The 25,243-nt window shown below is 60.4% G+C and carries 25 protein-coding genes; 17 read left to right on the top strand and 8 right to left on the bottom strand.

Going from position 1 to position 25,243, the window contains the following annotated elements:
- The first annotated feature begins 430 nt into the window (after positions 1-430).
- A complete protein-coding gene (locus ATJ93_RS20185) occupies positions 431-1,249 on the top strand; it encodes a helix-turn-helix domain-containing protein (RefSeq protein WP_245977739.1) in 819 nt (272 codons plus the stop codon).
- Between the two features lie 76 nt (positions 1,250-1,325).
- Here the strand turns inward: ATJ93_RS20185 and ATJ93_RS20180 are convergent, their stop codons facing one another.
- Positions 1,326-1,754 carry a Zn-ribbon domain-containing OB-fold protein gene (locus tag ATJ93_RS20180; RefSeq protein ID WP_120246446.1) on the bottom strand — a complete coding sequence of 143 codons (429 nt, stop codon included), beginning with the start codon at positions 1,752-1,754 and terminating at the stop codon, positions 1,326-1,328.
- Positions 1,751-2,923, bottom strand: a complete 1,173-nt coding sequence (locus tag ATJ93_RS20175; RefSeq protein ID WP_120246445.1) for a thiolase C-terminal domain-containing protein — start codon at positions 2,921-2,923, stop codon at positions 1,751-1,753. The genes ATJ93_RS20180 and ATJ93_RS20175 overlap by 4 nt, the downstream gene beginning before the upstream one ends.
- 335 nt (positions 2,924-3,258) lie before the next feature.
- On the opposite strand from ATJ93_RS20175, the gene ATJ93_RS20170 reads away from it, so the two are divergent.
- From ATJ93_RS20170 to ATJ93_RS20145, 6 genes are all read left to right on the top strand, one after another.
- Positions 3,259-3,879, top strand: a complete 621-nt coding sequence (locus ATJ93_RS20170) for a hypothetical protein (protein WP_245977737.1) — start codon at positions 3,259-3,261, stop codon at positions 3,877-3,879.
- Between the two features lies 1 nt (position 3,880).
- The gene (locus tag ATJ93_RS20165) at positions 3,881-5,419 is read left to right on the top strand and encodes a sodium:solute symporter family transporter (RefSeq protein ID WP_120246443.1); all 1,539 of its coding nucleotides are present in this window, start codon (positions 3,881-3,883) and stop codon (positions 5,417-5,419) included.
- Between the two features lie 308 nt (positions 5,420-5,727).
- Entirely contained in the window at positions 5,728-6,579 is an 852-nt protein-coding gene (locus ATJ93_RS20160; RefSeq protein ID WP_120246442.1) for an SDR family oxidoreductase, read from the top strand.
- A gap of 38 nt (positions 6,580-6,617) precedes the next feature.
- Positions 6,618-8,633: an AMP-binding protein gene (locus ATJ93_RS20155; RefSeq protein WP_120246441.1), complete on the top strand. Its 2,016-nt coding sequence runs from the start codon at positions 6,618-6,620 to the stop codon at positions 8,631-8,633.
- A 396-nt stretch (positions 8,634-9,029) separates the two neighbouring features.
- Positions 9,030-9,497 carry a calcium-binding protein gene (locus ATJ93_RS20150; RefSeq protein WP_120246522.1) on the top strand — a complete coding sequence of 156 codons (468 nt, stop codon included), beginning with the start codon at positions 9,030-9,032 and terminating at the stop codon, positions 9,495-9,497.
- Positions 9,497-9,823 carry a hypothetical protein gene (locus ATJ93_RS20145; RefSeq protein WP_120246440.1) on the top strand — a complete coding sequence of 109 codons (327 nt, stop codon included), beginning with the start codon at positions 9,497-9,499 and terminating at the stop codon, positions 9,821-9,823. Before ATJ93_RS20150 ends, ATJ93_RS20145 begins: the two co-directional genes overlap by 1 nt.
- Before the next feature lie 332 nt (positions 9,824-10,155).
- Here ATJ93_RS20145 and ATJ93_RS20140 read toward each other — a convergent pair whose 3' ends face one another.
- From ATJ93_RS20140 to ATJ93_RS20130, 3 genes are all read right to left on the bottom strand, one after another.
- Entirely contained in the window at positions 10,156-11,505 is a 1,350-nt protein-coding gene (locus ATJ93_RS20140) for an FAD-dependent oxidoreductase (protein ID WP_120246439.1), read from the bottom strand.
- 139 nt (positions 11,506-11,644) lie between these two features.
- Positions 11,645-12,733: a methyltransferase domain-containing protein gene (locus ATJ93_RS20135; RefSeq protein ID WP_120246438.1), complete on the bottom strand. Its 1,089-nt coding sequence runs from the start codon at positions 12,731-12,733 to the stop codon at positions 11,645-11,647.
- 269 nt (positions 12,734-13,002) lie between these two features.
- A complete protein-coding gene (locus ATJ93_RS20130; RefSeq protein ID WP_120246437.1) occupies positions 13,003-13,494 on the bottom strand; it encodes a cupin domain-containing protein in 492 nt (163 codons plus the stop codon).
- Positions 13,495-13,613: 119 nt separating this feature from the next.
- On the opposite strand from ATJ93_RS20130, the gene ATJ93_RS20125 reads away from it, so the two are divergent.
- The 5 genes from ATJ93_RS20125 (at position 13,614) to ATJ93_RS24580 (ending at position 16,741) form a co-directional block, all read left to right on the top strand.
- Positions 13,614-14,273 carry a helix-turn-helix domain-containing protein gene (locus ATJ93_RS20125; RefSeq protein WP_120246436.1) on the top strand — a complete coding sequence of 220 codons (660 nt, stop codon included), beginning with the start codon at positions 13,614-13,616 and terminating at the stop codon, positions 14,271-14,273.
- Positions 14,274-14,363: 90 nt separating this feature from the next.
- On the top strand, positions 14,364-14,762 hold the full coding sequence (locus ATJ93_RS20120) for a DUF7344 domain-containing protein (protein ID WP_120246435.1): 399 nt from the start codon (positions 14,364-14,366) through the stop codon (positions 14,760-14,762).
- Positions 14,763-14,766: 4 nt separating this feature from the next.
- Positions 14,767-15,009, top strand: a complete 243-nt coding sequence (locus tag ATJ93_RS20115) for a HalOD1 output domain-containing protein (RefSeq protein ID WP_120246434.1) — start codon at positions 14,767-14,769, stop codon at positions 15,007-15,009.
- 210 nt (positions 15,010-15,219) lie between these two features.
- Positions 15,220-16,419, top strand: a complete 1,200-nt coding sequence (locus ATJ93_RS20110; protein WP_120246433.1) for a hypothetical protein — start codon at positions 15,220-15,222, stop codon at positions 16,417-16,419.
- A gap of 145 nt (positions 16,420-16,564) precedes the next feature.
- A complete protein-coding gene (locus tag ATJ93_RS24580; RefSeq protein WP_120246432.1) occupies positions 16,565-16,741 on the top strand; it encodes an eL43 family ribosomal protein in 177 nt (58 codons plus the stop codon).
- 468 nt (positions 16,742-17,209) lie between these two features.
- On the opposite strand, the gene ATJ93_RS20100 is transcribed toward ATJ93_RS24580, so the two are convergent.
- Both ATJ93_RS20100 and ATJ93_RS20095 read right to left on the bottom strand, forming a co-directional pair.
- Positions 17,210-17,983: a sulfite exporter TauE/SafE family protein gene (locus tag ATJ93_RS20100; RefSeq protein WP_120246431.1), complete on the bottom strand. Its 774-nt coding sequence runs from the start codon at positions 17,981-17,983 to the stop codon at positions 17,210-17,212.
- A gap of 77 nt (positions 17,984-18,060) precedes the next feature.
- Positions 18,061-19,560, bottom strand: a complete 1,500-nt coding sequence (locus ATJ93_RS20095; RefSeq protein WP_120246430.1) for an MATE family efflux transporter — start codon at positions 19,558-19,560, stop codon at positions 18,061-18,063.
- Positions 19,561-19,798: 238 nt separating this feature from the next.
- On the opposite strand from ATJ93_RS20095, the gene ATJ93_RS20090 reads away from it, so the two are divergent.
- Positions 19,799-20,401: a TetR/AcrR family transcriptional regulator gene (locus ATJ93_RS20090; protein ID WP_120246429.1), complete on the top strand. Its 603-nt coding sequence runs from the start codon at positions 19,799-19,801 to the stop codon at positions 20,399-20,401.
- Between the two features lie 15 nt (positions 20,402-20,416).
- Here the strand turns inward: ATJ93_RS20090 and ATJ93_RS20085 are convergent, their stop codons facing one another.
- The gene (locus tag ATJ93_RS20085) at positions 20,417-20,857 is read right to left on the bottom strand and encodes a zinc ribbon domain-containing protein (RefSeq protein WP_120246428.1); all 441 of its coding nucleotides are present in this window, start codon (positions 20,855-20,857) and stop codon (positions 20,417-20,419) included.
- Positions 20,858-21,222: 365 nt separating this feature from the next.
- Here ATJ93_RS20085 and ATJ93_RS20080 point away from each other — a divergent pair, with 365 nt between their 5' ends.
- The 4 genes from ATJ93_RS20080 (at position 21,223) to ATJ93_RS20065 (ending at position 25,006) form a co-directional block, all read left to right on the top strand.
- Complete coding sequence (locus tag ATJ93_RS20080) at positions 21,223-21,846, top strand: TetR/AcrR family transcriptional regulator (protein WP_120246427.1); 624 nt, start codon at positions 21,223-21,225, stop codon at positions 21,844-21,846.
- Between the two features lie 70 nt (positions 21,847-21,916).
- Positions 21,917-22,969: an ATP-binding cassette domain-containing protein gene (locus ATJ93_RS20075; protein WP_120246426.1), complete on the top strand. Its 1,053-nt coding sequence runs from the start codon at positions 21,917-21,919 to the stop codon at positions 22,967-22,969.
- A complete protein-coding gene (locus tag ATJ93_RS20070; protein ID WP_120246425.1) occupies positions 22,966-23,736 on the top strand; it encodes an ABC transporter permease in 771 nt (256 codons plus the stop codon). The genes ATJ93_RS20075 and ATJ93_RS20070 overlap by 4 nt, the downstream gene beginning before the upstream one ends.
- A 91-nt stretch (positions 23,737-23,827) precedes the next feature.
- The gene (locus ATJ93_RS20065; RefSeq protein ID WP_120246424.1) at positions 23,828-25,006 is read left to right on the top strand and encodes a CBS domain-containing protein; all 1,179 of its coding nucleotides are present in this window, start codon (positions 23,828-23,830) and stop codon (positions 25,004-25,006) included.
- Positions 25,007-25,243 lie beyond the last annotated feature (237 nt).

Below are 25,243 nucleotides of genomic sequence, written 5' to 3'. Positions count from 1 at the left end.
CGAAGTGGGCATCTCGGCACGTTCGGTGTAACTGGTCTTGGGGGTCGGACCCTGAGAGAGTTGGTTAAGGATGGAGTAGAAAGGGCCCGTGCTCGAACCTATCGAATTTGAGCGTGTCCCTCAATATATTGAATTGCCCAAGCAGGTTCAACCTGTACAACGTCTATACTGGCGTGCCTTTGATGATTATCCATATCACGACGGTTGTAGTGAGTCACCGTCTCGTTGCCACAACTTGCAAGCCGCTCGTTTTGAAGTCATACGCTGCCATGACTACATTACGAATACCGGTGTCTACGTCGAAAGAAGGGTGAAATCGGGGCTGTATACATACTACTTTGACAAGGTGGCGGTCCTTAGTTCGAAAAAGGGTGTTAAATCCAAAATCCACAATATAAAAACTGCTGCACACTATGTGGTAATAGATAGTATGAAATCCCTCAAACTGGATATGGTCCAGTACGATTGTCCGTATATCAGGACGACGCGGGAGCACGATGTTGCCTTTCATACACAACATTGGGACTTCAACCACGCCGACCGGACCCTCGAGACTCACCTCATGGTCGTTGGCCAGAACCGTGAGGAACTGAGCAACGGACTCGAATCGCTGAGTGAGTACCAGATGTTTCGGGGGTACGACCTCCTCACTCGCAAGGGGAACACGGCCGTCGTCCGGTCTCGGATCGACGAAACCGACGCTATGCGGACAATTCTCGAAAACGATGGGTACGTGACCGGTCCCTTCGTTATTCGCGACGGGAGCGAACTCTGGAACGTCGGTTTCGACCGTGACGAACAGGCGGACGACGCGCTGTCGGAGCTCGATCGGAACAACGAGTTCACAGTGAAAAACGACAACTCGATCCACATCGATGAGTTCTCTGACATCCTGCAAAACGTCGATTCTCTGTATACGCTGCTGTCGGGGCTGCAGGACCTGACCGACACCGAGAGGGAAACCCTCGAAGCGGCCGTCGAGAAGGGCTACTTCTCAACTCCTCGAGAGACGAGCTTGGAAGGGCTGGCCGAGGAGTTCGACATTTCAAAGATGGGGGCCTCGAAGAATCTCCGCCGGAGCCAGCGGAAGATTCTCCGGCGAGTCGTTCACGCAATGAACGACATCGAAGCACAGTCGGACCTCGAGAATGAGTCATCTGACCGGCCGGCCGACAACGTGACGCGAGAGGCAAAACCCGCGGACTCGGGCACCAACGGGGATTCTAATGCCGGAATCGGTTCCCGTTAAGATAGATTTGGAGGCCAACTCCGGGAAGAAATCGGTCGGAACGTTCCACTGAGGTGCTTCCCTCCCACGAGTACGCTCATCTAGTCGGTCTCCCGTGCTTGCTTCCGTCTTCGGGCTCATTCGACTCGATTGGAATGAAGCCGATGAACCTCTCTTCGTCTTTGGTGTCGTTGGTGGATACCACCGTCGGCACGACCGTGCTCCCTCCTTCGACGGTCGTCGGATCGACGTCTTGTACCTGTCCGGTTAGCCGCACTGGACCGAACGATGCCACCGCGACCGCGTACGGTGCGTCGTCGGCGAACGCCGGGTGCGGAACGTGGATGGTGCTTACCGCCTCGATCGTTCCTTCATCGGGAAGTGGCTCGCGATCGAGACTCTCTCGTTCAGGAGCCGGCGGAATCGTCGCTGTATTCTTCCCCTGCAGGTAAAAACCGTTACCGTCCTCCAAAGCGTCGAGCCAGTCGTCGTAGCCGATCCCGGTGGACTCAAGGTCGTCGCTCATGCTCCGACCTCCTCGAGGACGTGGACCGCGGCGGTCGCGACCGTCCCGCCCGCATTGTGGGTGACAGCCGTCGAGGCTTCCGGTACTGCGTCGGCGTTCGGGTGGGCGCCCGTGAGCAGTTTCGTCGCCTCGACCAGTTGAGAAACGCCCGTCGCACCGACCGGATGGCCCTTCGCCTTCAGTCCGCCCGAAAGGTTGACCGGGACGTGACCGTCGCGGGTCGTCTCGCCCTTGCGGGCCGCATCAATCGCTTCGCCGTGCTCGTACAGGTCGAGCGCCTCGAGCGCAAGCACCTCAGCGATGGTAAAGCAGTCGTGAACCTCTGCGAAGTCGAGATCGACCGACGTGATGGCGGCCTGCTCGTACGCCGTTTCGGCCGCGGCCTCGGCGGCGGGCGTTCGAGTCAGGTCGTCACGTTCCTGCAGTGCCAGCGCATCGGTCCCGCGGCCTGAACCAGTGATCGCGACCTCCGGCTCGAGTCCGGCTGATTCGGCGTACTCCGGCGAAACGAGTACGGCGGCGCCGGCCCCGTCGGTGATCGGACAGGCGTCGTACAACCCCAGCGGTGAGGCGACCCGCGGCGCCTCGAGTACGTCGTCGACGTCGATCACGTCTCCGTACTGCGCCTTCGGATTGGTCGACGCGTTCGCGTGGTTCTTGACAGCGATACGGGCGAGATCATCGATCGTGCCGCCGTGGCGGTCCAGGTAGGCGTCCGCAAGAAGGCCGTACGCTCCCGGGAAGGTCATCCCGGCGCTGATCTCGTACAGTTCGTCGGCAGCCCGTGCGAGCGACGCCGTCGTCGCGTCAGTCTCGAGGTTGGTCATCCGTTCCATTCCGCCGACGAGGGCGACGTCGGCCTCGCCGCTGCGGATCGCCCGGACGCCCTCGGCGACCGCGTAACCCCCCGAGGCGCAGGCGTTCTCGATACGCATCGCCTCGAGGTTCGTTCCGCCGATATCGCCTGCCACCAGCGGCGCCTGATGACTCTGTCCCTCCGCGGTTGCGCCCATGAAGTTCCCGTAGTAGAGGACGTCAACCTCGCCGGGCGGCACGGCGCTTCGTTCGAACGCCAGCGATCGGGCCTCGGCAAATAGTTCTCGGCCCGTTCGATCCGGGTGGTCGCCGAAATCGGTGGCCCCGACGCCGGCTATCAGGACATCTCTCATACGTTTCTCATTGCGCAGCACGGTGGAGAAACGCCGGGTTGACATGTAACCCCTGCCGGGGTGTTTTCGTACGGTTCAGATTACTGGTGCGTGATTTTCAGTCCGGAGCGAACCGTCTCCCTCGTGTTCCTCGACACCGCTCGCCGATCGTATCACCGGGTGGAGAGTCGAACCCAGTCCCTGATTGTGCGATGGGTTCAGGGGTACTGGGTGGGTTCACCACCGGGATACCCCGATATCGTCTGGCGTCGAACTGTCGTAAAGTCGGTGTGCTGGCGACGCTACTCGAGGTTTATGACTAAACCCGGGCGTTTACCCACTATCCAGGATTATCAATGATTATTGAGGCACTGACCGGGGAGACTGATGACCAGAAACAGAGCACGACACGGCGTACGGTTCACGTACAGGCACCGAGACGACGATCGGTGATAGCTATGCTAGACAGGAAAATCGACATCGAACCCTACGTAACTCACTTGATGGTAGCGGGAGCGGCGCTGTGGCTCGCTGCCCTCCTGTTGGGTTTTGCAGGGTACTGGTTCGAGGCGTTGCTAGTCACGGTTTTCGTGCTGCACCCGTACTTCATCGTCGGAGCGGCACACGACCACGAGATCAGTCTGAAATTGCTCGCGTACCCCCTCGGGGTGTTCACGGTGTTGGCGCTGGCCGGGTTCGGTTTGGCCCAGTACTACAGCGAATTGTTCGTGGGACAGACCCCCGAGTTCTTGGTCACCGGAATGCACCCGTCGTTCGCGGCGGTCTTCTGGCTGTACTGGATCGGCGGCTTCATGAGCATCAACCTCGCGTACGGTCTCTATTATCGCGAGCACTACCTGCCGGACGGCGCCTGGGACGAGTTCCTCGCCGAACTCGAGGAAATCGAGGGCGCCGAAGCTACGCCAAGCGCGGAATCGCCATCCGGATCAACGACAGAAGCAGCGGAGGTGGAATGATATGGCACTCGAAGCGTGGCTCGAAGGCGTACAGGTCGTCCAGACGGTGTTCGTGATCCTATTTGTAATCTCGACGGTTCTCGTGGGCCTCTGGGCGGAACGACTGATTTCCGACCCCGACGAGTACTACGGCGCGACGAAACTGTTCGGTGCGGCGGTGATCACTCTCGCGAGTATGTCAGGGATAATGTCGGCTTTCGGATTCATCGGCGGCCCTGGTCTCGTTTACCAGATGGGGACGTCCTCGCTGTACATGACCTTTGCAGCGGGACTCGGGTTCGCGATGGCGTACTGGATGGTCGGCAAGCGCGTCCGCGGGATAGCTGACGCCGCCGACATCGGCACGCTGCCTGACATCGTCGATGAACGGTTCGAGAGCCCGCTGGCCCGTGGATTGCTCGCGTTGATCCTCTTTATCGCCTGCATTTCCTATCTCGCGTCCCAGGTTGCGGGCGGGGGATACGTCCTCTCCGTGCTGCTCGGGGTGAACATGGAGGTCGCCGTCTGGATTGTCTTCGGTGCGATTATCCTCTACATTGCCTTCGGCGGAATGGCGGCCGCACAGCTTTCCGGGGCGTACACTGGCGCAGTGATGCTCGTCGGTGCGGCTGGTGCGGTCGTCGGCTTCTTCCAGGTCGCCGGCGGGATGACCGAAGTCACCATGACTGCCGCGGCGGCCGGCGAGGTGTCGAACGGCGACATCGTGAAGACGTTTACGCCGCAGATGCTGGACGGGTTCGGGCTCGCGAAGGCATCTGCGCCCGGCCTGTTGCTCATTTGGCCCATCGTCTTTTCAGTCGGCGTCGTCGGCCAGCCGCAGGTACTCCAACGCATGTACTCAATCGACAACCCTGAGGGGCTCCGTACGGTGGGCCTCATCAGCGGCGTGACCTATGCCGTTGGCAGTCTTCTGTGGATGCTGATCGGCTTTGCGGCGTTGCACCTGGTCGCCGACGGAACGGTTGAGCCGATGACCGACCCTGACTTCGCCGCGTTGCAGTTCGTTGAACAGCTCCACATCGGTATTCAACTGATCATATACGCGGGACTCGTCGCGGCGATCATGTCGACCGCCGGGTTCTTCCTGTCGGTGGCTTCGGGCGTGATCGCTCGCGACTTCGTCCGGATGTTCGGCTGGAATTTGAGTGAAAATAGACAAACGTGGGTCGGACGTATCACGACGCTCGTCATCGGCGTTATCTCGGTCCTATTCGGGCTGTACGGGGGCCACCTCGTGGCGATCCTCGGTACCTTCGGTTGGGGTACCTTCGTCAGCGGGACGTTTCCCGCCATCGTGATCGGCCTTCTCTGGAAGGATTGCAGCCGCGAGGGGGTCATCGCCGGCCTGTTGACGGCGGTCCTCCTGAACGTCGTGCTACTGATCGCGACTCAGATTGGATTCGAATTCCCGATCGGGATGGACTTCTACTTCATCGCGATCGTCGCTGCGGTCGTCGTGACAGTCGGTGTATCGCTCGTCACCACTGGAGCCAGTGGCGAAAATATGCCGGACAAACTCGAGCCAGTGTTCGATCTCTAAGGAGGTGATACCGGATGGAAATACCACTTTGGTTGGTCGGGTTCGTCGCGATGGTGTTGATCAACCTGATCGTCGTCTTCCTGAAGATTTGACGACAGGCCTCGGATGAATATTGATACCCAGACATACAATATTGGCAAAAAATAAAATTACATATATGTAATTCTGACTGTTGAGTTTGAAGAAGCCGGTAAGAAACCATCTAGGAGCATTTTATGGCCGTTACTGAAATGTATGGTTCGAAACTGGAATAGCTACCAGTATTCATATAATAAGATATATCCTGATAGATGAAGTAGTTGCGGGCGATGTCAGAAGACAGTGTGGAGCCGGCCGAGCTGAAGCGGTCGGACATCATGCAGATCGAGGACGATCGCTTTACCGCCGACAACGTCGCTATCGTCACGGGCGCAGCGTCGGGGATCGGCCGCGCGACCGCCATCGTACTGGCCGAAAACGGACTCACAACTGTCGCGACCGACGTCGACGAGGCCGGCCTTGACGGAACGCTCGAGAAGGCTGAGGAGGTAGCTGTCGAGGGAGAGATCCACGCACTTCCGGGTGACCTCACCGACGACGATGAGATGGACGCGGTCGTCGAGGAGGCGGCCCAATTGGGAGATATCCGGTTCCTCGCGAACATAGCGGGGATGCAACACATCGACTCCATCGGGGACTTCCCGATGGATACCTACGATATGATGCACCAGGTGATGCTCCGCGCGCCGCTTTATCTGTCGAAGCTCTGTCTGCCCCGTATGCGGGAGACCGGCGGCGGTGTCGTTGGGAATATGGCGTCGGTTCACGGCCACTACGTTACTCGCGATAAGGTCGCGTATAACATGATGAAGTTCGGGATCCGGGGACTCACGCGGTCGATCGCCGCCGAAGGCGAGGGTGAAAACCGCTCGTTCTCGATTAGCACCGGCTACGTAAAGACGCCGCTTGTCATGAACCAGATCGAGGATTCAGCCGAGAGTCGCGGCATCACTGAACGCGAGGTTGTCGAGGACGTGATGCTCGGTCAGGCCCGAACGAAGGAGATGATGGAACCCGTCGAAGTTGGAAATCTTTTCGCCTTCGGGTTCTCGGAAAACGCTCGCCACCTCAACGGTAACGACCTGCTGTGGGATGGTGGGTACACCCACACCTACGAGTAGTACCGATAGCCAACCGATAATCATACGATCACCAGCCAATGACAGATACGACGGTCGATATTGACGGGATAGTTCACGAACCGAGTCAGGAGTTCGTCGAGTCGACGAACGTCTGGGAGTTCATGCAGACGTACGACATCGCCGACTACGATGAGCTTATTGAACGAACGACGACCGAGATCGAGGGCGTCGAGGAGTCCGGCGTCGAGTGGTTCTGGGACGAGTTAGTTGAGTACCTCGATATCGAGTTTTACGAGGAGTATGCCAAAGTTCGAGACGATACAGCGGGCCCACAGTTCACCGATTGGTTCCCCGAAGGAACCATCAACATCGCGCACAACGCCCTTGACCGCCATGCCGCAATTGATAACGAGCGTCGGAACAAGGTCGCCTGCATCTGGGAGGGTGAAGACGGCGAGATCCGGGAAGTCACCTTCCACGAACTTCATCGGCAGGCCAATCAGGTGGCGAACGCGTTGGCGGAGCGCGGCGTCGAAACGGGCGACACCGTCGGGCTCTACATGCCGATGGTGCCGGAAGTCATCTCGATTCTCTACGGCTGCTTCAAGATCGGAGCGGTTGCCGTTCCGATTTTTTCAGGCTTCGGTGTCGACGCGACTGCGACCCGCCTCGAGGATCCAGCGTGTTCAGTGCTGTTTACCGGTGACGGTTTCCGCCGCCGCGGTGATCCGGTGACGCTCAAAGGGACTGCCGACAAGGCGATCGAGGAGGCCGACACAAACGTCGAATCCGTCATTGTCTACGAGCGGCTGGGGGCCAGCGAGGAGAGCGGCGACGTCACCGCACCGATGACTGAGGGTCGCGATGAGTGGTGGGTCGACGCCGTCGAATCGCAAAGCGACGAGTATGACACCAAAGAACTGCCCAGTGATCAGGAGTCGATGTTGCTGTACTCGTCGGGCACGACGGGCAAGCCCAAGGGTATCGTCCATACCCATGCCGGTGCCCAGATACAGTGTGCGAAAGAACTACACTTCGGGTTCGACCTCAAACCCGGCGATCGCTTTTTCTGGGTCAGCGACATCGGCTGGATGATGGGGCCGTGGACGCTCATCGGCAACCACACGTTCGGTGGCACCGTTTTCATGTACGAGGGTGCTCCGGACTACCCTGACCCCGACCGCTTTTGGGAGATGATCGACCGGCATAAACTCACCCAGTTCGGCATCTCCCCCACTGCCATCCGGGCGCTCCGCAAGCAAGGCGATGAGTGGCTCGAGGGACACGACCTCTCCAGTCTCAGACTGTTAGGCTCAACTGGTGAGCCGTGGGACCCCGAATCGTGGCAGTGGTTCTACGAGAACGTCGGAAACGGTGAGACGCCCATCATTAACATCTCCGGTGGTACCGAAATATGCGGCTGTTTCCTCATGCCGATGCCCATTCAGTCCCTTAAACCCTGCACGCTCGGTGGTCCCGGTCTCGGAATGGACATTGACATCGTCGATAGCGAGGGGAACTCCGTCAAAGAGGATAACAAGCGTGGATACTTGGTGGCTCGAGATTCGTGTCCGTCGATGACCAAGTCGCTGTGGAGTGGCGATGAACGTTACCTCGACGAGTATTGGAGCACGTGGGATGACTTGTGGGATCACGGCGACTGGGCTCAAAAGGATGAAGATGGATTTTGGTTCCTCCATGGTCGGGCTGACGATGCGCTGAACGTAGCTGGCCGGAAAGTCGGTCCTGCGGAAGTCGAAGGTGCTGCCATAGAACATGAGGTCGTCAACCAGGCAGCTGCTGTCGGCGTCCCCGATGACACCACCGGTACTGCTGTCGTCCTCTATGTCGTTGTTGAGGGCGGTATCAAAGAAAGCGACGAACTCCGGGAAGAAATCCGTGAACTCGTCGGCGAAGCACACGGCAAACCGTTCCGTCCCCGGGAAGTACTGTTCGTTGACGAATTTCCCAAGACTCAATCCGGGAAAATCATCCGTCGAGCGGTTGAGGCAACTTACACCGGCGAAGACTTTGGTGATCTCTCCTCTATTGAGAATCCAGAAGCATTAGAAGAAATCGAAAACGCGCGGTAACGGACCGGCCGAGCGGTTTTATTGCTTGTCGACCTCGTGCGTTCTGGAATCTGTCCCACCTCTAGTCGTTCACTTGCTCGGAAAAGCATTCTCCTGACTGATTCGGAGTTCCAAAAGGTGTCGTTCCTATCTACTCCGTTATCTATAGATTCGGACTTCTTGGAGCAAAGACTGACCGATATTTAGTGGCTGTGAGGTGGTCAGTGGATGCTCGATTGCCAGAGGGTGCCTATCTAACCCTCCCGCTCGTATCTCCTCTCGCTGCGAGGTAGCGACCTCTGGCATAAGCACACAGATGCGATTGTGAGGCGGCAGCAGCGGGTTGCCGATTCATGATACCGAAATGAGGGGAGCATGAGTGAACAAGAAACGACAGGTGACACGAGGCGATCGTTCGTGGCGAAGAGCGCCCTTGCTGCGGGGGCGCTGACGCTCGGAACGGGCGCGTTCGGCACGGCAACGGTCGCGGCCCAGCGAGAGCAGGTCGCGGTCTTCGCGGACAGTTACTACCCCGGAGCGAACTTCGACGTCATTGACCCGCTTCAGCAAGGAACGACGGTCGACATCCTGCAAGTCGATGACGAACCGGTGACGGAGATCTCCCAACCCGACGAATGGACCGGACACGTCATCCGGTACGATATCGGCCAGGGAGCAGGGATCACGACGTTCCTGTTCGTGCGCGGTGACAGATTCAGCCGCGGCGACAGCGGAACGATCGGACCGGAGGCATCGGTGCTGAGTTCCGACCTGAACCTTCTCACTACGTCACTGGGCGACGGTGGCGGCCCGGGAGACAATCAGGCAGCCGAGGGGAATCAGACGACGAACGAGACTCCCACTGAGAACGGAGGCGGAGAATAATGGTGCAAGATGGTGACGCGCGCGTCCTGCTCTTCACCTACGATTACGAAGCCGGCGCAACGTTCGACGTCGTCTCCCAACTCGAGCAGGCAACGTCGGTGCGACTGCTTCAGACCAGCGAGGGAGAGACCGTTCCCGAGATTCCCCAACCCGACGAGTACGACGGCTACGTCGTCCGGAATCAGAGCGACAGCGGCCCGTTAGAACCAACGACGGTTCTGTTCGTTCGCGGACAGGCGCTTAGTGTCGATGACAGTGAAACGCTCAGCGAAGACGCGTCGATGTTCAGTTCGCGACTGAACCTCTTCTCGACTTCGCTCGAGTAACAACCTTATTTTGTAGTCTCTCCACCAGGGCCGCTGTAGTACCGCCAGATCCAATCCTCCGGCGACGGTGAATAGATGACAGAAAGAGGGAGGGAACTACTTCTATACGGTCGGTGGTGAACCGAATATTCCGCCTCATCGAGGACACCCCGATTCGACAGGCAGGTTTGGCTACCGGTGGAGGATTATCGTGGTTGGGAGGGTAGAATATAGCATGACCTATGAATGGTAATCCAGCTATGATGACGAGGTGATCCACCGGATTGAAACAGAGTGACTCGCCCACGAATAAGCACTAGCCGGTGACGGTCACTACCTGATGGCAGGCGAGTTCAGCCGGTCGGTTTGAACACGTGCCACATTTTTTCCGGACGTAGTAGCGTGGACGGTGGTTGTTCCATCGTCAGCACCCGAAAGAACGCGCTGGACAGCGTGCTATCGGTGTGGGCTTTCTGAGTCAGCCGGGAAAGATACCATCGGATGACGTCAGTGCCACGCGGTTTTGGGCCGGTTGTCTGCGGAAACGCGAAGTCACTGCCTACCGCCAACCGCCACGCCGTGTCGATCACCTCTTCGGCGCGATCGAAAAACCGAAGCGCGAGGCCCTCAGTGCTGTCCGTAGCCAGCGCGTGGTGAAGCACGAGTGCTTCCAGCGCCGCTACTGACATGCCCTGTCCGTAGATCGGGTTGAAGCTCGCAATCGCGTCTCCGATGACGATCAATCCTTCGGGGAACTGATCAAGGTCCGCATAGCGGTACCGTCTATTGGTCGGAAACGGATACTGCTCGATGGCCGAGGAGACCTGTCGATGGTCGTCGAGGAGATACTTTACCTCAGGGGTCAGCAGGCTCGCTGCGAATTCGACGAATCCATCCGAGTCCGTTGGGGGGTGGTCACCGTGGACGCCATGCACGCTCACCACCCAGCGGTTTCCTTCTACAGGTGCAGCCATGCCGCCGCGCGTGTGCGGTGCGGACGGTGGAACGAGAAATGTGCGGAGGTCGTCGGTAGGTCGCTCGATAAACGCGGTGCTGTAGGCCACGTCGATGTGCACCTCCTCTAGCTCCGGCGGCGTGTAGCCGTGGTTTTCGAGCCACGCCGGCGTGCGACTCGTCCGCCCGGTGGCATCCACAACCAGGTCGGCGGCGATTTCCGCTCGATCACCACCGTCACGGATAACCACGCCTTCCACGGTCGTCGCCGTGTCGTCAAGGAGATAGTCGTTGACCTGGCAACCCGAGCGAATGTGAACGCCATCGAGATCGGAAACGCGTTGTCTGACAATCTGCTCGATCAAGGGTCGGGTTGCGGAGTACGTCTCCATCGGCGTTCGTCCGTGAGCGAGGAAGTCACCTTCACTGTAGAAATTCACGTCGCTGGCGAAATCGACGGCGACGCCTCCGGCCGAGACGAGATCCTCGCCGTACCCGGGGAACAGGTCTTCCAGCGTTGCCCGCCCGGCTTCGAGTAGTGCGTGAGGATGCGCGCCTTGGGGTACTCCTCGGCGTACAACGGGCTCGGTGGGCAGTTGATCTCGTTCGATGATCGTGACTTCGCTAAATCTATCAGCTAAAATGCGAGCTGCGAGTAGCCCGGCCATACTCGCTCCACTCACCACCGCGTTACCCCGCCTCTTTCCCGATTGGTTACTGTTGTAACGTGGTACCGTTGCCAAGGTCATGATATCTGTTCCCGGATCTGTTGACCTCGCGAGCAGCCATTTTCGGGAGTCGCGATGAGTTCGCATTCGCACCGATCGGGTACTGAGCGAGGTTTTGGGCGATCTCTCCCGACCGCTCGTTCAGAAGGCGGGGATACCATCACGGCCTGACTTCGAGTACCAGATTGAACGGTGTTTCAGCCGCCCGCCGGAATCGGGTGAAACCACCTTCGGTAACCACCTCGCGCAGCCGTTCCTCGCCCGCTTGTGCACCGAGTGCAGGATTTCCGCCCTGATCGAGCGAGTTCGGCGTACAGAACATCGTCGAGAAGCCGTAGAATACTCGCCCAACCGGATTTAGATTGTTCTCGACTCGATCGTTGGCGTACGGTTCGATCAACATCAACGTCCCATCGTCGGAGAGCGTCTCCCGAACGTGCGCCGCTACGCTGACGGGATCACCCATGTCATGGAAGGCGTCGAATATGGTTACCAGGTCGTATTTCGTTCCGTTGTACTCCTCAGCTGTCGCCACTTCGAAGTCAACGCGGTCGCCGACACCGGCCTCATTGGCGCGCTCGCGCGCCATCTCTATCGAGTGGTCGTGATAATCGATGCCGACGAACGTCGAGTCCGGATACCCCTCGGCCATGAGGATCGTCGTTGCGCCGTAGCCACAGCCGACGTCGGCCACGCGTGCGCCGTTTTTCAGCTTTGTATCTACTCCCTCCAGTGATGGAAGCCACTCACTTACCAGACTGGCCGCGTAGCCGGGTTTGAAGAACCGCTCCGTGGCTGGAAACAGTTCTGGATGATGCTCGTGCCATCCCACACCATCGCCCGTCCGAAATGCCGCTTCGATGTCGTCTTGCACGTCGGCAAGGACGGTGTTCATCCCCTGGAAGCCGCCTAGCATAAACGCCGGACTATCCTCATCAGCTAACACGGCCCTCTGTTCTGGAGAGAGGCTGTAGCGTTCAGTCTCGGGATCATAAGTCACGTACCCGCCAGCGGCTTGTGCGCGCAACCACTCGCGGACGTAGCGTTCCGCAGTATCGGTCCGTTCGGCCAGTTCGACGGACGTGAGCGGGCCGGCGTCGGCAATTGCTCTATAGAGACCGAGCCGGTCGCCGATCTCGGCTAGCGCAGCTTGGACCGCACCGCCGAGGTCGTTTACGGTCGTTCCGACGAGTTCATCTAGTTTCTCTTCATCAATCGATTCTGCTGGCGTACGAGTCCCTGTTGTCATAGTTAGTCGTCCTACGTACTGGGACGGGACGAATCGAGACATAGGTATCTAGTGCAATTCCCCCAGTACACGACCTAATTGCAGCCGATGATAGCGAGTCACCGGTTGCAAACAGATGGATAACCGATTCTCTGTCACTAAATGGCTATATGTTTCTCTCACCCGTTGAGCGACGCACTGATCTGTGTCGGCCATCCCTTACTTCCTGACTCGGTCAAAAATAGGGGTGAGATACAAGAAGAGTCCTTGAGGCTGGGTCGATAGTCTCTCTATATCTGGAGTCCGTGCTCCTCGCAGAGCGTCGGAACGCTTTCCAAGTCGGCCTCGAAGCCGTACCGCTCGCAAATCTCTTCGAAGCGAGCGAGCGCCTCCTCGTCCGTGGGGTCGACCGGGTAAACGCGTGCGATCTCTGCAAAGAACTCGGAGAACTCGCCGGGTGCGATGATCTCGAGGAACCGGAGCGGTTCGTCGGTTGCGTTCCAGAAGGTGTGCCAGACGTTTCGGCCCTTGACGGTAGCTTCGTCCGCAGGGACGGTCCAGATTTCGTCGCCAGCAAGCACGGTCATCTCACCTTCCAGTACGTAAGAGATCTCGTCTTCGCGACTGTGTCGGTGGAGTGGGGCGGCGAGCGTGTGCGGCGGAAGCGTATGTTCGACGATGGCGACGTCCGCCTCGTTTTCAGTCCGAGCGATCTCCAGTTTCGCCCCCAGTTTACCGAGATCGACGTCGTACTTCTGATTGGATGTGGTATGTGCACTCATCACACGTACAGACGGCTTACAACGAGATAAAATATCAGTGAGGTGACCGAGCACGAACGCGAAGTGATCGATCTGAGCGAGTGAGGAGCGTCTATTACCTAGTGACGCCTATCCACCCCATGACTATTATCGCCGAAATTTCGATTCAAGCCGATCAATTTCTCCTCGGGCAGATCATCGCCGAACACGACGGTCTCTCGGTCGAACTCGAACGTGTGGTACCCGCCGAAAAACGGATCATGCCCTATATCTGGGGCTACGGGAGCGATCTCGAGACGTTCGAGACCGCGATGGAGGAGAGTCCGAACGTCAAATCGATCTCCGTCCTCGACCAGTACGACGATCGGGCGCTCTACAAGATCGTGTGGGAAGATCCGGCCGAACAGTTGATTACCGGGATCACGAACACCAATGCCACGATACTCGAGGCGCACAGCGACGAGGAGTGGTTATTTCGAATTCGGTTTGAGGATCACTCCGGACTCGCTCGGTTCAACCGGTACTGTGCCGAACACAATATCACATATCGGCTCAACCGCGTTTCCTCGCTCGCCGAGCGTCCACCCAACGGTCACGACTTCGATCTGACCGATGCACAGCACGAAGCGCTCGCGCTCGCGGTCGAGCGCGGCTACTTCAAAGTCCCTCGGGAAGTCGAGTACGCCGAACTCGCTGCAGAACTCGACGTCTCAGTGCAGGCACTCTCCGAACGGGTGCGTCGAGGAGCGGACAAAGTCCTTCGCGCCGCGTTGCTTCAATCCGGAAGCGGAAACCCGTAATGCCGATATTCAGGTCAAGCAGTACTACGAAGATAAAGGCCATGAGTAGTACGGAGCGAAGGCTTTCGGAGTTCTACTCCATTACGGATCATGGTTGAACGACTCAGCGTTGACCGACTGGAGAGCCCCGAGTTCCTCGATACGGTCTACGTAATCTTGGCCGACGCGTCCCGTCGACACGCGCTTCAGTACCTCCTCGCTCACCGTGATCGAGTACCGGTTTCTCGGTTAGCTGCCGAGCTCGCCGCACTCAAACGCGGGATTCCGAGCGAAGACGTAACTACCGACCAACAACACGATGCGTTCCTCGAGTTGCAGCACGTTCATCTGCCGATGCTTTCCGACTCGGGAGTCGTCGAGTGGGATCGAGACGAAGGGGACGTTACGTTCACCCCGCTTCTGGAACTCCTCGCCGAAGCGTTACCGGACCCGACCGAACTCGTTGACGTGTCGACGTTGTCGGAGACGGTCGAAAACTGCCGTAAGTAGGGGAATGCCGCGAGACGATTCGGTTGAAAAACCGCCGAGCGTCGCTGTCGTCGAGGCGGTCGCGGCGAAAAGCGGTGTCGACCCGGCCGACCTCGAGTGTCTGTTAGCGGATGTGATCGATCCGGACGCGTTGGACAGATTGTTCGAACCGACGTCGACGCACGAGCGGGGATCGGGGTTCGTCGAATTTGGATACTGCGGGCGGGTCGTCACAGTGTGGGCAGACGGGAGCGTCGATGTTAGATAGCTCGACAGGAAGACGTTCTGGAAACGCCCCGCCGACGTTCCGTACCCACCTCCGGAAGGCCCAACAGAAGCGCTCGATGCGTTGCTATCGGGTCCGATACCGAAGACGATGACCTGGCTCTCGCTCTCTCAGCTACTCGATGCGTCGGTCCGTATATGTGCCGCTCAAGTTACTTGAACGATGGCGCCCACGTGACGGAGTAGGATCGAGATGAATGCGGGGTCGGCCGGTCTCCGACGGTGGACGCAGCGGTTTACGATCGCCAGTGCCGGCGCGTTCGTCGCGTTTCTTCCGGCGCCGCTCGTTGGCACAGGCCACCGAACGGCCGTCCTCATCGGGTTGTTCGGCTTCGTCTGTCCGATGATCTTCGGAATGGGGTATCTCCTCCTGCCGGCGTACGCGGGTCGAACGCTCGTGGATTACCGACTCGCCGGATTTCACTTCGGGCTCGCATATCTCGGCGCCGCCCTGATCGTCGGCGGATGGATTCGCGACGGCATCGGGACGCTGTTTACCGCCGGCGCGGCCCTCTGGGCGCTCGGCGTCGCGACGTTCGTCGGCGCACTGCTCGCGACGATTGGACCAGTTCTCGTCACGGAGCCGGCGGCCGTCCTCCGGTTCGGCGATCGGCCGCAGCGGTCGACGCGACTCGCGACAGCCGTACTCCCGGTCGCGGTCGGCTATCTTCTCGTCGGGACGATCGCTCTCCTCGAGGTGACGCCACTGCTCGGACTTACGGACGGCTCGATCCGACCGGCGCAGGTGAGCCACTACTACGCGATCGGGTTCGGTGCCCTGTTGGTCTTCGCACTCGGCGCTCGACTACTGGTCGGCTTTTACCACGTCACGCCGCCGCGGTCGCTCGTCTGGCTCCTTCTCCTGTCCGGCGTGGTCGCTCCAGGGTTGCTCGGAACCGTCCGCTGGCAGGGGCCGTGGTTTCGGATCGGCGCCGGGTCGGCGGCAGTTGCGATGGGCTGTTACGCGGCGGTCATCGCGTTCGTCGCAGTCCGGACCGATCGCTCGCGCGTCGAACTCTCCGGTATCGCGTTCGGCGCTCTGGCAGGAGTGCTCGCGGTTGTGGCGTCGGGATCGCTTCTGCTCGGCAACGGCGTCCGAAACGCGCTCCTGCTACACCGAACGTTCGTCCTCGCTGGGTTCTTCCCGCTGACGATCACCGGCTACGCGTTCCAGTTTTTCCCAGTCGCTACCGGTCGGGTCCCCGGCGCGACGGCTCGAGGCGTCGCGGCGACGATCGGGGCGCTAGCTGTGGGTGTCGCCGCACAGGGTCTCGGTATTGCCGGTCAACTCGAACTCGTCCGATCGTTCGGGATCGGCCTCTCACTCCTCGGGGCAATCGGCTATCTCTACCTCGTAGTCGGTCGGTTCGCGAACTTCGAACTCGAGGTTTGACCCGCCGGCTCGAAATCTGAACCTCGAGTGCTCTACAGGCTGTGCAGGACGAGCGGCTCGGGGCTTGTCCCCGAGGTACTTCACCGCGTCTGCGTGACGACGAAGGGTGAACCCTCTTTCCACCGGATTCGCTAGTTACGGTGCTATGGTTCCCGGATTTCAGCCCCGAGATGTCTCGTCGACGCGGCGGACGACCGTCGCCGATATGCTAGAGCGCATCCGGAATCGACAGGAATGCGAACTCTGTCGCGTACGGACACTCACGACGGAGGCGTACGGACTGTGGGTGTGTAGACAGTGTGAAGAAACGTATCTCCCGTAACGGAGAACCGGGGTGGATTCCGAGACCGTCAGTAGCGACGACGTTTCGTGCCCGCAGACGCGAACTACGGTTCACTCGATTACGAGTGCCGATCGGCCAACGGCTTACTCGCCGAGGCCCGCTCGTAGCGGGCCGGTTTCGACCATTCCCAGAATGTAGGAGCGCGTTCCGCGCTTTATTATTCACCCCCGCCAAATGACGGGTGCGGTCAGGAACAGTGGCCGCACCCTCAGCCGATTCACGCACCACCCACCTTCCACCCACCAAGCCCACTTGCCGTGGTCTGTCCCACGCATTGCGAAAGCGCCTTCGCAACTCGCTTTCGGCTTTCGGCTTTTGCTTTTGGCGGCACACTCGAGCAGCTCCCAGCCCATCGCAGTTAGCAGTACGAAGACGAGTGTGGATCGACCCGCCGCTCAGGGGCAACGATGCTGCTGCAGAGAAGTCGATAGTAGATACCGGCTTGGACTACGTGAGCAAGTACAGTCCCAACGGAAGCAGTACGATACTGAGAACCAGTTCTAGATGATCGGGATCGACGTGGTGTGCGAGGACCCAACCACTTACGGCCCCGATGATAGCCGGAACCGTCGTGAGGGTCGCGAAGAACGGCGAGATCGCATCCTGTAGAACGTATCCGCTCGCCGCGAATCCCGAGATGAAAATCGCCTGCACCTGCGCCACGCCTAAAGACAGTAACAGTGGAACACCCAGCGTCACCAGTACTGGGACTGCAAGTATCGGGCCACCGATACCCACAATTCCCGAGGTAAGTCCGAGAAACAAGCCGACGCCACTGAACGCGAGACGGCCGCTCGTCACACTGACGTCAACAGTAACGACGGCTGGGAGATCGCGGATTTGCCCGTAGAACAGCACACTGCCGATTATGACCGTCAGCGTGCCGAGGAGAATGCTGAACAACTGGTGTGAGATGTAGGCGTTCACATATGCGCCAGTGAGGGCGCCGAGGATGCTCGTTCCGCTGAGAATCGCCGCTAACGCACGTCCGTCGGTCCCGAGTAGTTCACCCGACCGCGTGAACCCAATCGCCCCGACGATCCCGACAGCGATGAAGACAATATGTGCAGTCCCGGCGATTTCCGCGGATGAAAGCGATGTGAACACGTAGAGCGAGATCGTAACGAGTATTCCACCCGCACCAGTCGTCGTACATCCGATCCCGGCGACGAGAGAGATGACGATAAGGAGACAGAACAGCTCGAGCGGGATTGGAAGCATTCCGTGCCCCCAGCTAGCACACTCACGCCGATAAAGCCGATTCCGGTGTGGCCGTTTCGGTGATGCCGGATCGGCCGTCAATCGTCCGTCGACGCAGCGCTCGGTCCGGCGACATCGGGTCCGGAACTCGAGCCGGTGAGATCGGATTTTCGCCACGTACCGCGTTTGAACCACAGAGACGCGACGATCGCCCCGACTGCGTTCGAGATCGGGAACGAGATCCAGAGTCCGGCGGGACCGATCGTCGACGCACCGATCCAGGCGATCGGCAACCGAACGAGGCCGAGCGTTACGACCGAAATGACGGCCGCGTAGATCGTCTTCCCGGCGCCGCGGAATCCACCGGTGTAAGCGCGCATGACGCCCATGAAGCCGAACGTCAGGGCGGCGTAGCGCAGGAACGTCGCGCTCTCGGCGATGACCGCCGGATCGTTCGTGAAGATCGAGGCGACGGGTCGCGCAGCTACCAGCGTGACGAGGCCGACACCGGTCAGGATGGCGAGCATGGCGCGGGCGCCGAAGTGATTCGTTTCGGCGGCTCGGTCTACCTCGCCGGCGCCGATGTTTTGGCCGGTCATCGTCTCGATGCCCTGTGAGACCGCCAGCGCCGGTAGGAAGACAACCGAGAAGATCCGCGTCCCGATCCCGTACGCGGCACTGATCTCCGCGGGGAAGACGGCGAGCACGAACAGCAGGAGGTTGATCGACACCGATCGGGCGGTCCCCTCGATAGAGGCCGGCAGCCCGATGTCGACAACCCGCCGTCCGAACGAGAGATCCGGTGCCATGTCCGCGAGGCTGATCCGGACGCCGCGATCCCCGCGGAACATGATCGCCAGCCCGACGACGAATGCGAGCGCCCGCGAGAACACGGTCGCGATCACAGCACCGGCGATTCCCGAGCCCGTGTAGCCGGTCATCCCGAGCAGCGACGCCTCGAGGCCGCCAGCACCGACGTATCCGAACAGCGGGTTGTCCTGAAAGCCGAAGATGAGGATCGGATCGAGGACGACGTTCAGGACGACGGAGCCGGCCATCACGTACATCGGCGTCACCGTGTCGCCGTAGCCGCGCATGAGCGAGATGAACACGGCGAAGCCGAAGACCGCGACGAGGCCGACCGAGAACACGCGCATGTAGTCGGCCACCAGCGGCGAGATGTCGGGGCCGGTGCCGAGAAGCACGAGGAACTCGTCGACGAAGACGTACCCGAGGACACCGAGCACCAGCGAGGCGAGGACGGCGTAGCTTATCGTCTGCGAGGCGGCGTACTCGGCGTCGCGGCGATTGCCCGCCCCGATGTGTTGGGCGACGAGGACGCTGCCGGCGACGGAGAGTCCGAGCGCGAGCGAGATCATCAGGAAGACCATCGGGAAGGCGAAACTGATCGCCGAGAGCGCCACCGTACTGTGGCGGCCGAGCCAGAAGGTATCGGCCAGGTTGTACATCACCTGAAACAGGTTCATGATGACGATCGGCAGGGACAGGTAGAACAGCGGCTTCCCGATGCCGCCCGACGTGAGGTCGAACTCCTCGGGACCCTTGAGCAGCGAGTCGACGAACCGGCGGACGCCCATTAGGCGACCACCTCGAGGCGCGAGGGCCGCGGTACGTACAGCGAGTTGGATAGCGGGTACTCCATATCGGTCTCACCGAACTTACTGACTGATCAGTCAAAAGCGTTCTGGAAGGGGTAGCCGCTCGGGCTGATCGGACGCATTAGTCCGTGAACGTATTGTATAGGACCAATACGTGGTATATGGGTGCGGTACGGACGCAACCGTTATCCGCGAGCCAGCTAACTAACGAGTAACAATGGCAGCACCGTCCGACGAGTCGAGTTCCGATCCGAACGAGGCAATCATGCGGGCAACGTACCGTGCGCTCTGCGAGTACGGCTACGCCGAGCTCACGATTCAGCGGATCGCCGACGAGTACGGGAAATCGACCGCGGCGATCCACTACCACTACGACACGAAGGAAGACCTGCTCGCGGCGTTTCTCGACTACGTCCTCGATCGGTTCAAGGACGCCGTCCACGAGGTCGAAACGACCGATTCCGAGCAGCGCCTGCGGGCACTGCTCGACAAACTCCTCGTCGATCCCGAAGATCATCGGGACCTCCTCGTGGCGATGCTGGAGATGCGGAGCCAGGCGCCGTACAACGAGCGGTTCCGGGAGCGGTTTCGAGAGAACGACGAGTACGTCTGCTACCTCCTTCGGACGGTGATCGAACAGGGAATCGCGAACGGCGTCTTTACCGACGTCGATGCCGACCACGCTGCCCGAGCGCTCATGACGATCGTCGACGGCGCCCGGACTCGAGCGGTCGTCTTCGACGATGAGGCTGCGTTGACGACGGCGCGACGGACTGCTGCAGAATACGTATCGAACGTGTTGGTAGCTGACGGTCAGTAGTGCGGTAGAGCGGCGCTACGGCTCCCGAATCTCGTCGGATCGCTCGCGCTCGAGATCGTCGAGCCGCGTCGTACACCAGTGACAGAAGTCGAGTTCGGGATCGACGTCTTTCCCGCAGTGCGGACAGGAGATCGCGTCGTCGGTATCGGCGGCGCCCTCGACGGGTGGCTGGGACTGGACGACGTGGGCGCGAGCGAGGAGGTAGGCGTCGATAACGCTGAGTCCGGTAATGAACAACGACGGTGCGACTGCGAGCAACACGTCGGGGGTCGCGGTTCCGGCCAGAATTTCGTCGATCGCCGCCGGATCGACAAAGAGCGCGGTCGCGGCGACCGAAAGGACGAGCCAGCCGACCGCGCGTCGCCACCGTCGAAGGTACAGATGCCCGAATCCGGTGACGAGTGCGGCCAGGAGTGCTGCAAGCCACGGTCGCTTCTGTGATACCGAGCGAGGCATATGCTGACTAACTGTTCAGTGTGAATAAATCTTCTTCTCGGATTACCGGTTGGTGTTTCTCCGGTAGATGACAGATGCGTATAGATTCGGCCGCTGCAAGTCGTCACAAATCGAGAGTTTACTTTTGAACTAACCCTCGACTAATTATTCAACTAGCACGTAGTGCGTTCCTGATACCCCGTCTGTAATGTGATGTCCTTCAATCTCTCCAGCTGTGAGCGGACCTAGACCGAACATTCAATCAGTTTTTATAGCCGGCGTCCGTATTCGGTAGCCGTTATGACGGGTTGCAGGGCAGCACATCGGGATCACCAATGGAACCGGGGAACCAGCAACACACCCGACCACCGCGAGCGGCGAGCACCATGACGCAGCTGCCACCGTTCCTCGAGGAGCCGGACGACACGCAGCAAGCGATCATGAAGGCGACGTACGTCGCGCTCTGTGAACACGGCTACAGCGATCTGACGATCCAGCGGATCGGAGACGAGTTCTCGAAGAGTAAATCGCTGCTGTACCACCACTACGACAGTAAGGACGATCTCCTGCTGGACTTTCTCGAGTTTATGCTGGCGGAGTTCGAATCGGAGATTCCGGCGGAAGACGAGGAGCGCTACGACGAACACATCGATGACATCTGTAGCGGCGACTTCGAGTTCGGCGGCCCGGAAGCGAACCTCGACTTCACGAAGGCGCTCGTCGAACTCCGTGCTCAAGCGGCCCACGACGACGCGTTCCGGGAATACTTCGAACGGACCGACCGTTCTATCAAAGCGTACCTCGAGGAGACGATCCGGACCGGTATCGACCGCGGTGTGTTCCGGGCGGTCGACCCGGAGGCAACGGCGGCGCTGCTTATGATCGTGACGACCGGAACGATGTTTCAGCGGGCCACCGGTTCCGATGCGGTCGTCGAGGGTGCGGGCGCTGCGTTCGAGCAGTACGTCCAGACGCACCTCCTGAACGCTGATTTCTCGCCGAGCGATTGAGCCCGTCGATTCGGGCCGTCCGGCACGCACTTCAGTGTCGGAGAACTAATGTAATACAACAATCACAACTATGGTAGCGATACAGGTCGACGACCTCACCAAGACGTTCGGCGAGACGGTCGCCGTCGACGAGCTTTCGTTCCGCGTCGAGGACGGGGAACTGTTCGGACTGCTCGGGCCCAACGGCGCGGGGAAATCGACGCTCATCAACATGCTCGTTACGCTGCTCCGGCCGACTGCAGGAACGGCGACGGTAAACGGGCACGATATCCTCGAGGAAACCGCCGCCGTTCGGAACAGTCTCGGCATCGTCTTCCAGGAACCCGCACTCGACGAGGAGTTGACCGGCGAAGAAAATCTGGCCTTGCATGCTCGGCTGTACGGCATGGACGGCGACACTCGCCGCCAGCGCATCGACGAGATCTTCGACCTCGTCGGCCTCGAGGCCGAGCGCGACCAGCCCGTCGGCTCGTACTCCGGCGGCATGAAGCGCCGCCTCGAGATCGGCCGCGGACTGCTCCACGAGCCGTCGGTGCTCTTCCTCGACGAACCGACCGTCGGACTCGATGCGCGAACGCGGCGCGACACGTGGGAGTACATCCAGCGGATGAACGCGGAGGCCGGCGTCTCGATCGTCCTGACGACCCACTACATAGAGGAGGCCGAACAGCTCTGCGACCGGGTCGCCATCGTCGACGACGGGGATATCGCGGCTATCGATACCCCGGACGCGCTCAAAGAGTCGCTCGGCGGCGACGTCGTTTCCCTGACCGTCGACGGCCCCACCGCGACATTCACTCGGCAACTCGAGGACCGGCCGTGGGTCACAGACTATGCGACCGACGGCGATGCCGACGTCGTTCGGGTCACCGTCGACAGCGGCGCCGAGCGCATCGCCGATCTCGTGCGGCTGGCGGACGAGGTCGACGCGCCGATCGCGTCGATCGACGTTCACCGACCGAACCTCGAGACCGTGTTCCTCTCGCTGACGGGGTCGACGATCGGCGACCGCTCGTCGGCAGTCGATGCGGACGGCGACACAACGGTGGGCCGCACGGCCGGCAGCCGGCGAGACGGAGCGGAACGTCGACGGCGCACTGCCACGACGGAGGACGACCGATGAAACTCGTCGACGCGCGCAGCGTCTACGCGCTCTGGCTGCGGGACGTCAAGCGATTCCTGCGGGCGCCCTCCCGAATCATCGGCTCGATCGCGATGCCGCTGTTGTTCTTGGTCTTTCTCGGATTCGGATTCAGCGGCGCCGCCGTCCCGGGGCTCCCGGAGGGCGTCGACTACCTCGAGTACCTCGTCCCCGGCATGGTCGGGTTCACGATGCTGTTCGGTGCATCGTTCGCGGGCCTGTCGATCCTCTCGGATCAGGACGTCGGTTTCCTGAAGGAGATTTTGGTTGCCCCCGTCAGCCGCACGTCGATCGTCCTCGGGCGTATCGCCGGCGGGTCGACGACGGCACTGGTGCAGGCGACGCTCATCCTGCTGCTCTCGATCCCGCTCGGGTTCCCCCTCAGCAGCCTGCTGTCGATCCCGCTCGCCGCGGTGTTCATGGTGTTGATCGCGGTCACGTTCGTCGGGTTCGGCGTGGCGCTGGCCTCGCAGTTCAACGATAGCGAAGGGTTCGGACTGGTCGTCCAGTTCGTTATCTTCCCGCTGTTTTTTCTCTCGGGCGCGCTGTTCCCGCTCGAGAGCCTTCCGGGACCGGTGCAGTTACTCGCACTCGCGAACCCGCTGACCTACGGCGTCGACGGCCTGCGGGCGGTGCTCGTCGGCACCTCGGCGTATCCGGTCGCCGTCGACTTCGGTGCGCTCGTACTCTCGTCGACCATCACGGTCGCCGTCGGCACGTACCTCTTCGAGCGCGTCGAAGCGGTTTGAGCGCTCTCGAGCAACCCGAGATTCGGATTCAAATCTGAATCCGGGTAGACAAGACAGACGGTTTAACAGCCACGACTCCCTACCGGACGCTATGGCAAGCTTCCGCATCGGTCGGATCTTCGGGATTCCGATCGAGCTCGACCTGACGTTTCTGCTCGTCCTGCCGCTGTTCGCCTGGATCATCGGCTCGCAAGTGGAGTTTTGGATCGACATTCTCGGGATTCTTCCGGAGGCAACCCCTTCGACCGGCGCGCTCACGGAGGGATCGACGCCGTGGCTGCTCGGTCTCGCCGCAGCCGTCGGCCTGTTCGTCGGCGTTCTGTTGCACGAACTCGGTCACTCGGTCGTGGCGCTGCACTACGGCTTGACGATCGAGTCCATCAAGCTGTGGCTGCTCGGCGGCGTCGCCCAGTTTACCGAGATGCCCGAGGACTGGCGCCAGGAGTTGGCCGTCGCGGTCGCCGGGCCGATCGTCAGCGTCGCCGTCGGCGTGGTCTCGTACGTCGTTTTCGTCGCACTCCCCGCAGATCTGCCGGCAGCCCGTTTCGTCGCGGGCTATCTCGCGCTCATGAACGTCGCGCTCGCCGGTTTCAACATGCTCCCGGGATTCCCGATGGACGGCGGCCGGGTCCTGCGCGCGCTGCTGGCTCGGAACCGGACCCACGTCCGCGCGACGGAAATCGCCGCGGCCGTCGGGAAGGGATTCGCCGTGCTGCTCGGCCTCCTCGGTCTGGTCGCCTTCGATCTCATCATGATCGCGCTCGCCTTCTTCATCTACATGGGCGCCTCCGGCGAAGCCCAGCAGACGGCGCTGAAGGCCGCCTTCGAGGGCGTCACCGTCCGCGATATCATGACCCCCGCCGCCGACCTCGAGACCGTCACTCAGGAGACGACGATCGCCGACCTTCTGGACCGAATGCTCCGGGAACGCCACGTCGGCTACCCCGTGTTGCAAAACGGCCGGTTCGCCGGTATGGTCACTCTCGAGGACACCCAGTCCGTTCGCGAGGTCGAACGGGACGCCTACCGCGTCGAGGACGTGATGACCGAGGCCGGCGACGTCCCGACGGTGCGTCCCGACCAGCCGGTCATGGACGCGCTCGAGACGATGCAAGAACACGGCGTCGGTCGCATCCCGGTCATGACTGTCGACGACGAACTCGCCGGCCTGATCTCACGAACCGACCTCATGATGGCGTTCAATATCGCCCAATCCGGCGGCTCGCTCGGTCCGATTCAGACGCAGGAACGGCTGCTCGAGCGACCGTAATAGCAGGGGTGGATGCGGTAGACGGTTCCGATAACCCAGTCTGCCGTCGGCAGTACCGCGATCCGTCACCGTCACCATCAGTTGGCCGTCCCTCTACCCCGGAACCTCGGAATGCACTTTCGTACTGAGTATCGAACCATAGTCGTCGGTCCAGGTACGTCCGTTCGACGAGAACGTTCTCACAGGTATCGATGTCCCATCCGTAACAATTTGCGCCGTGATTGTGGACAGTTCGGT

This window comes from Halopiger aswanensis, assembly GCF_003610195.1.
Taxonomy (GTDB): Archaea; Halobacteriota; Halobacteria; order Halobacteriales; family Natrialbaceae; genus Halopiger; species Halopiger aswanensis.
This window is presented reverse-complemented; position numbering and strand designations above follow the sequence as displayed.

Coding starts and splice junctions, on each gene's coding strand:
- ATJ93_RS20185 (WP_245977739.1), top strand. CDS start 431: ATGAAATCCCTCAAACTGGATATGGTCCAGTACGATTGTCCGTATATC.
- ATJ93_RS20180 (WP_120246446.1), bottom strand. CDS start 1,754: ATGAGCGACGACCTTGAGTCCACCGGGATCGGCTACGACGACTGGCTC.
- ATJ93_RS20175 (WP_120246445.1), bottom strand. CDS start 2,923: ATGAGAGATGTCCTGATAGCCGGCGTCGGGGCCACCGATTTCGGCGAC.
- ATJ93_RS20170 (WP_245977737.1), top strand. CDS start 3,259: ATGATTATTGAGGCACTGACCGGGGAGACTGATGACCAGAAACAGAGC.
- ATJ93_RS20165 (WP_120246443.1), top strand. CDS start 3,881: ATGGCACTCGAAGCGTGGCTCGAAGGCGTACAGGTCGTCCAGACGGTG.
- ATJ93_RS20160 (WP_120246442.1), top strand. CDS start 5,728: ATGTCAGAAGACAGTGTGGAGCCGGCCGAGCTGAAGCGGTCGGACATC.
- ATJ93_RS20155 (WP_120246441.1), top strand. CDS start 6,618: ATGACAGATACGACGGTCGATATTGACGGGATAGTTCACGAACCGAGT.
- ATJ93_RS20145 (WP_120246440.1), top strand. CDS start 9,497: ATGGTGCAAGATGGTGACGCGCGCGTCCTGCTCTTCACCTACGATTAC.
- ATJ93_RS20140 (WP_120246439.1), bottom strand. CDS start 11,505: ATGACCTTGGCAACGGTACCACGTTACAACAGTAACCAATCGGGAAAG.
- ATJ93_RS20135 (WP_120246438.1), bottom strand. CDS start 12,733: ATGACAACAGGGACTCGTACGCCAGCAGAATCGATTGATGAAGAGAAA.
- ATJ93_RS20130 (WP_120246437.1), bottom strand. CDS start 13,494: ATGAGTGCACATACCACATCCAATCAGAAGTACGACGTCGATCTCGGT.
- ATJ93_RS20125 (WP_120246436.1), top strand. CDS start 13,614: ATGACTATTATCGCCGAAATTTCGATTCAAGCCGATCAATTTCTCCTC.
- ATJ93_RS20120 (WP_120246435.1), top strand. CDS start 14,364: ATGGTTGAACGACTCAGCGTTGACCGACTGGAGAGCCCCGAGTTCCTC.
- ATJ93_RS20115 (WP_120246434.1), top strand. CDS start 14,767: ATGCCGCGAGACGATTCGGTTGAAAAACCGCCGAGCGTCGCTGTCGTC.
- ATJ93_RS20110 (WP_120246433.1), top strand. CDS start 15,220: ATGAATGCGGGGTCGGCCGGTCTCCGACGGTGGACGCAGCGGTTTACG.
- ATJ93_RS24580 (WP_120246432.1), top strand. CDS start 16,565: ATGGTTCCCGGATTTCAGCCCCGAGATGTCTCGTCGACGCGGCGGACG.
- ATJ93_RS20100 (WP_120246431.1), bottom strand. CDS start 17,983: ATGCTTCCAATCCCGCTCGAGCTGTTCTGTCTCCTTATCGTCATCTCT.
- ATJ93_RS20095 (WP_120246430.1), bottom strand. CDS start 19,560: ATGGGCGTCCGCCGGTTCGTCGACTCGCTGCTCAAGGGTCCCGAGGAG.
- ATJ93_RS20090 (WP_120246429.1), top strand. CDS start 19,799: ATGGCAGCACCGTCCGACGAGTCGAGTTCCGATCCGAACGAGGCAATC.
- ATJ93_RS20085 (WP_120246428.1), bottom strand. CDS start 20,857: ATGCCTCGCTCGGTATCACAGAAGCGACCGTGGCTTGCAGCACTCCTG.
- ATJ93_RS20080 (WP_120246427.1), top strand. CDS start 21,223: ATGACGCAGCTGCCACCGTTCCTCGAGGAGCCGGACGACACGCAGCAA.
- ATJ93_RS20075 (WP_120246426.1), top strand. CDS start 21,917: ATGGTAGCGATACAGGTCGACGACCTCACCAAGACGTTCGGCGAGACG.
- ATJ93_RS20070 (WP_120246425.1), top strand. CDS start 22,966: ATGAAACTCGTCGACGCGCGCAGCGTCTACGCGCTCTGGCTGCGGGAC.
- ATJ93_RS20065 (WP_120246424.1), top strand. CDS start 23,828: ATGGCAAGCTTCCGCATCGGTCGGATCTTCGGGATTCCGATCGAGCTC.